The organism is Ignavibacteria bacterium, from assembly GCA_016873775.1.
GTDB lineage: Bacteria > Bacteroidota > Ignavibacteria > UBA10030 > F1-140-MAGs086 > JAGXRH01.
In genome coordinates this window covers 1-6,687 of sequence record VGWC01000097.1, presented here as the reverse complement: position 1 = coordinate 6,687, position 6,687 = coordinate 1, and the positions used below count along the sequence as shown (strand labels likewise).

Sequence of the window (6,687 nt, the reverse complement as noted above, 5' to 3'; positions counted from 1 at the left end):
TGCGTCTGTGTTCAAACAGTTCAAAATCCCAACCTACGAGTATAAACAACTCTATGTAGAAGGTCAGGATTTCTTGAATTATATGAGTCAAGGCGATGTCTCGAAATTTAATATGAATCTTGCCGGACATTTTGATTGGCGAAATCAAAGCCCAATGATGACTTACTGGTTAACCAACCATCTTTCCTATGTATCCAATTCAAATGATAGTGCTAAGGTTAAAACAGATGTTTCCACAATGTCAAATATGCTGACATTTGGAGCCCGCAAATGGCTTATGGATGACCCAAGAGGTGTGTTTGCATTCGGAAATGATACGCTGAAATATTCTAAAACAACAGATTCTGCAGCAGTAAAGAGTTTACAATTTACATTAGGTGCAGGATATGGCCGTGTTACCGAAGAACGTGCAGTTGCTCAAGCGATTGTTGTTTTGAAAGAACTTGGCGCAGATGCTTCCAATGAAAACATATTAAAACTTGCTGAAATTATCCGTAAAAACAGCGATGGTTATTATTTGAAAACATTTAAAGATGATGCAAGTATTGAATATTATAAAGATATTGCTGCCATTACAGGAAAAGCAGAAGATGCTATCAAAGTAGGCAGAATTCTTGGCGGCGGAATCTATCAAACATCCACTCGTTGGAATGGTTGGTGGGTAATGGCATCATTTTCCGATACAATTTTGACAACTTCGTCATTTTCTAAGATAATTAAGACAAGTCATGACACAACTTGGATAGATCATAAATGGAAACCAAAAGGTTCTATTGGATTTGGCGGCGAATATGCAATGCCGATGGATTTAGATAAACAATTTAAAATCAATGCATCGTATAATATGGATTTAAATAAAAAAGATACAATAGTTACAACATCAAAAGATACAGCAGGGATTTCATCTAATGATACAATAAAGGTTTTTCCAACGAATTCTATTAAATTTGGTGCATTGTTCACGATTGACCATAACTATTTGTGGACATCAAAAGTACAGTTTGATTTTACAAACTTTATGCCTGCGGAAGGCGATGGCTGGTCAGATTGGTCATTAAGCGCAGAATCAAATTATTTTGTTCTTAATCAGATGTCTGTTTATGGATTGGTAAAATTCAGTTCTAATAACAGTGAATTGGAATCGCACAAAGATGCAAAGATGCGAACGGACTTCAAAGTCGGCGCACGTTATTATATCTGGTAATGTATATCAGTAATTTTTTTTAAACACAAGGCGTTCAATTTCTTGAACGCCTTTTTTATTTTCCACGAAAATATTTTTACTTTGTTCCTGTTTTTTTTCAATTTCTTAAAAATGCACTATGCGTTATTCCCGTTTTGTATTTCTTGTAATATTCATCACGCTTTATAGTTTATCCTTTTCTCTTGCAGCAGAGAAAAAAACATTACTTTCCGATTCTGTTGAAATGAAAAAACGCGAATTGTTGCTGCGAAACTTTTCTGCACGCAGCATTGGTCCTGCAGTGATGAGTGGACGCGTTTCCGATATTGCTCTTGACCAAACTGATGCAAATACATTTTACGTCGCGCTTGGTACGGGAGGCATAATGAAAACTTCCAACAACGGCTTTACGTTCGATGCAATTTTTGAAAAAGAAAATGTTGCCGCCATCGGTGCAATGGCTATTTCTCCTTCAAACACAAAATATGTCTATGCTGGAACCGGCGAAGCAAACGACCGCAACAGTTCTTCGTGGGGCGATGGCGTATATCTCTCAACCGATGCCGGGGGTTCGTGGAAAAATATTGGATTGAAAGAAAGTAAAACGATTGCGCGTATTGTTGTTCATCCGAAAGATTCGTTGATTGTTTATGTTGCCGCGATGGGAGATTTATGGAACAGCGGAGGCGAACGCGGACTTTACAAAACTACCGACGGAGGAAAATCGTGGAACGGAATTCTCATTGCAGAAAAACCTTTCAATACCATTGTTGGTTGCGGCGATGTTGCATTGGATGCTTCAGACTCAAGCGGAAATACGTTGTATGCGGTTTTGTATGCACGTCAGCGAACTCCTTGGTCGTTTTCCTATGGCGTCGAATGTACGAACGGAAAAGATATCGGAGGAATTTTCAAATCTACAGATGCCGGAACATCCTGGAAAAAATTAGAAAACGGATTACCGAAACAAACGGGACGAATCGGTTTATCGTTGTATAAAAAAAATCCGAAAATAATTTTCGCAGTACTTCAAAGCGATGAAGGAGGAACATCAAGCATTGACGATGTAACGCAAAAACGCGGAGGAATTTTCAAATCGGAAAACGGAGGGGAAACGTGGAATCGTGTGAACGCACTCAATCCGCGACCGTTTTATTTCAGCCAAATCCGCGTTGACCCGAATGATTCCAACCGCGTGTATGTTCTCGGATTTGCTTTGCACGTTTCGGAAGACGGAGGAAAAACATTTCGCGAAGATTCTTTCGGAAAGGTTCATCCCGATTGTCATGCATTGGAAATTGATTCGAAAAATCCGAAGCACATTTTCCTTGGGACAGACGGAGGAGTGTATGTTTCGTACGCATACGGAAAAGGATGGGTTCATCTCAATAATTTTGCCGCAGGCGAATTCTATCGCGTTGCTGTTGACAACAGTACGCCGTATCGTATCGCAGGCGGTTTGCAAGATAACTTAAATTGGCTTGGTCCCAGTGCAACAAAAACAAAAGACGGAATACTGAATTCCGATTGGCTCAATATTTACGGCGGTGATGGTTTTTATTGCGTCTTCGATGCGAATGATTCCGATGTCGTGTATGCAGAATCGCAGCAAGGGTACGTGCATAGTTTTAACATTCGAACGGGAGAAACGCGCGGACTTCGACCGGAACCTTCGGAAGGACAAACAGCATTTCGTTTTCATTGGAATTCGCCGCTCATCGGAAGTTTGCACCAAAAAGGTTCGCTGTATCTTGCAGGAAATCGTGTGTTTAAATTGTGGAACAACGGAAAAGAATGGAGCGTAATTTCTCCCGATTTATCTTCGCAAGATGTGAAAAAAATTATGACGACCGGAAGCGGTGCAGAAAATTTTGGAGTGGTGTACGCTCTCGCAGAATCTCCGTTGAAACAAGGAATGTTATGGGCGGGAACGGACGACGGAAAATTATGGCTTACGGAAAATGATGGTGATACGTGGAAAGAAGTAACGGAAAACGTTCCTAAAAATGCGCGGGGATTTTGGATTTCAAGAATTGAAGCGTCGCATTTTGACGATAACGTTGCGTATGTTGTAATAAGTGGTTATCGAACTGGAAATTATGCGCCGATGGTATTTCGAACTTCCGACAAAGGAAAAACGTGGACAAGTATTGCCAACAATATTCCTCCGATGGAACCGGTGAAAGTCATTCGCGAAGATGTAAAAAATCCCAACGTGCTTTTTCTTGGGACAGAATTTTCTCTGTATGTTTCACTCGACAGAGGTTTGCATTGGAGTACATTCGGAAAACTTCCTACGGTTGCAGTTGATGATATTGTAATTCAACCACGCGAAATGGATGTTGTCATCGCAACGCACGGGAGAAGTTTATACATCGTGGATGATATTCGCCCGTTGCAGGAATTTGTTGATAGTGTTCAAACAAAAGATGCGCATCTTTTTTCCATTCGCGACGCGTTCGGTTATTTTCCGTATGAAGGGTTTTCCGAATGGAACGGTGTTGCTGTGTTTCGCGGACAAAATCCGCCGACAGGTGCAATTTTCAATTATTACATCAAAGAATTTACGGGGGACGGTGTGAGTATTTCTATCTCTGATACATCGGGTAAAATAGTTGCAAATCTCGGCGGTAGCGGAACTCCTGGATTTAATCGCATTGTGTGGGATTTACGTTGGAGCAGCGATTTGCTCACAAATTATGGCGGCGAAGGTAGAAAATTTGTGAAGAGCGGCGAGTACACCGTTAATTTCAGTTTCGGAAAATATTCGCAAAAACAAAAAGTAAAAGTAAAAATAGCCGAAGGGATAGAAACGCGGTAATTGTTTTGTATATTGTGTTCGTAGAATTTTTAAAAACTTTTCAAACGCAAAAAAATAAGGTGATAGCGTTATGGTAGTTGCTAATAGAACTAGGGGAACTTCGCAGAAGAATATTGCAACGAAAAAATTTTATGTTGTTTTTCTTTTGCTCTTTATTTCAACCGTTAGTACGAATTATCTGTATTCTCAAATGTGGACGCCTTTGGGAAACGGAACAAACAATTCCGTAAATGCAATCGCTTCGTATTACAACGAAGTTTATGTTGGTGGAAAATTCACGCTTGCGGGGACGGTAAACGCTAATTATATAGCACGATGGAATGGAACCATCTGGCAATTAGTCGGTTCCGGCTTAGATGCGGAAGTAACAACCCTTATTACGTTCAACAACGAATTATACGCAGGAGGGTACTTTACAAGAGCAGGAACCACCGACGTACTTCACATTGCAAAATGGAACGGTCTTGAGTGGCTTTCCGTAGGCGAAGGATTGAATGATGTCGTAACTTCTCTTATCGTGTTCCAAAATGAACTTTATGCGTGCGGAGAATTTACGATGTCGGGAACATCGGAAGTTTCACGCATTGCACGATGGGACGGAACATACTGGAATTCCGTTGGCGGAGGAATCAGCGGAGGAATTGTATCGCGAGCGAATGCGATGACCGTGTATGATAGTTGCCTCATCATTGGCGGCGATTTTACAAACGCAGGAGATACCCCGGTGAATAACATTGCGAAATGGAACGGAACGCAATGGACATCACTCGCAAACGGAGTTGACAATTACGTTTATGCGTTGGATTTGTTCGAGAACGAATTAGTTGCAGGCGGAAGATTTACTTCCGCAGGTGGAAATTTATGTTTCTTCGTTGCCAAATGGAATGGAACGGAATGGGCGTCATTGGGAACAGGAGTAAATAATGTTGTTCGTTCGTTATGTACATACAGAGGGAAATTATTTGTCGGTGGCGATTTTCTTTCCGCTGGCGGTACAACGGTGAATTATATTACACAATGGAATGGAACGACGTGGAATATTGTTGGTTCGGGAACGAATAATATTGTTACGGCTCTGTATGTTTCAAAAGACGAATTGTATGTTGGTGGCAATTTTACTTCTGCAGGAGGATTAACGGCAAACAATATTGCAAAATTATCATCACTCAGAAAATTCAGAACGTTTCATGCCGATAGTTTGCTTTCCGAAAAAGCAAAAAAAATTAAAGTGAAAAATGGATTTGCAATCGGATATCCGAATATCAGCACCGTTGCATCAAACGTATTTTTTCACGCAGGGAAAAAAGGAGCAACGATGTTAGGCATTCAACAAGATTCTTCGCATTTAGCAAAATTGTACGCATGGATGACGTTCAAAACTTCATCAAATCTCGGCAAGTTTTATACTGAGCGACATACTATGGAAGCGCGCCCGCTCGATTCGCTCTTCAAAGGAAAAAAGAAAAAAGAAATGTATGGCGCCATCAAGCCAAAACGCTCAACCCACAACAACATTGCGTGGGAACAAGGCGTCATCTTTAATCTGAATCTTCTTGCAAGCAAATACGGCGTACTTCCTACGGGTTTTGATTCGCTCATCATTGATTCCGCTACATCAATTGCAGGCTCAACTCTGAAAGGAATATCGCTTGCAAAAGTGGGAAAATATTACGACAGCATTATGACGTACTGGAAAAAATTCGGCGTTGATAATCCTGCAGCGTATGCATTGTTGCAAACGTTTGTTGATTCGCTCTTGCGTCCCATCAATGAAGGTTTTTACGCGCCTCTCGATACAAGCGCTCCCGATTACAATATTGATATCAATGAAATTGTTTTGCAAAAAAATTATTATGCCGTGTATTTGAAAGGTGTGAAAAATGCGGCTGATGTTGGCATTGTGAGAGAACCATTTCCCAAAACCGCACACGAATTTCTTCCGGCAAGCAATGAAAATCACGCGCCGCAAGAAATTGCTCTTTCACAAAATTTTCCGAATCCGTTTAATCCACAAACGACGATCCGCTTTACATTATCCACTACTGCCTTTGTTTCTCTCAAAGTGTATGACATTCTCGGAAGAGAAGTTGCCGTACTTTTCAACAACGAAGTAATGGAAGAAGGTGAACACGACGTTGATTTCGATGCGGAACATTTACCAAGCGGTATGTATTTGTATCGTTTGTTTATCAATAATTTTTCAGAAACAAAAAAATTCGTTTTGTTGAAATAACGATGACATTTCATAATGGCTCAACAGTATAAATCTCTTTCAACAAAACTCATTCACAGCGGCGAACCGCATCCGAAAATACACGGCGCAGTTTCAATGCCGATATTTCAATCGTCAACGTTTGAATATGCTGGCGAAAAAACTTACGATGATGTGCGCTATATACGACTGAATAACACACCGAATCATCTTGTGTTGCACAAAAAATTAGCCGCGCTCGAAAATGCGGAATCCGCACTTGTTACTGCCAGCGGAATGGCGGCGATTTCTACTGCGTTGCTTTCTGTTTTGCAATGCGGCGACCATCTGCTTGTGCAAAATTGCTTGTACGGAGGGACGCATACTTTTATCACGCGCGATTTTTCTTCGTATGGAATATCGTTCGATTTCATCAACGAAGGCGATGGAAATGAATGGAAAAAGAAATTGCGTTCAAACACAAAAGCAATT

Annotated in this window: 4 protein-coding genes; all 4 read left to right on the top strand. The window is 40.8% G+C overall.

Going from position 1 to position 6,687, the window contains the following annotated elements:
- The first annotated feature begins 277 nt into the window (after positions 1-277).
- The gene (locus tag FJ218_10445) at positions 278-1,204 is read left to right on the top strand and encodes a hypothetical protein (GenBank protein MBM4167320.1); all 927 of its coding nucleotides are present in this window, start codon (positions 278-280) and stop codon (positions 1,202-1,204) included.
- A gap of 118 nt (positions 1,205-1,322) precedes the next feature.
- Positions 1,323-4,004, top strand: coding sequence for a hypothetical protein (locus tag FJ218_10440; protein MBM4167319.1), 2,682 nt, complete (start codon positions 1,323-1,325; stop codon positions 4,002-4,004).
- A 70-nt stretch (positions 4,005-4,074) separates the two neighbouring features.
- Positions 4,075-6,237: a T9SS type A sorting domain-containing protein gene (locus tag FJ218_10435; protein MBM4167318.1), complete on the top strand. Its 2,163-nt coding sequence runs from the start codon at positions 4,075-4,077 to the stop codon at positions 6,235-6,237.
- 15 nt (positions 6,238-6,252) lie between these two features.
- Positions 6,253-6,687: PLP-dependent transferase (locus FJ218_10430; protein ID MBM4167317.1), on the top strand; the 435-nt coding region annotated here is incomplete at its 3' end.

What these genes read in the sequence shown, in the direction of transcription:
- FJ218_10445 (MBM4167320.1), top strand. Translation starts at nt 278, where the DNA reads ATGGATGACCCAAGAGGTGTGTTTGCATTCGGAAATGATACGCTGAAA.
- FJ218_10440 (MBM4167319.1), top strand. Translation starts at nt 1,323, where the DNA reads ATGCGTTATTCCCGTTTTGTATTTCTTGTAATATTCATCACGCTTTAT.
- FJ218_10435 (MBM4167318.1), top strand. Translation starts at nt 4,075, where the DNA reads ATGGTAGTTGCTAATAGAACTAGGGGAACTTCGCAGAAGAATATTGCA.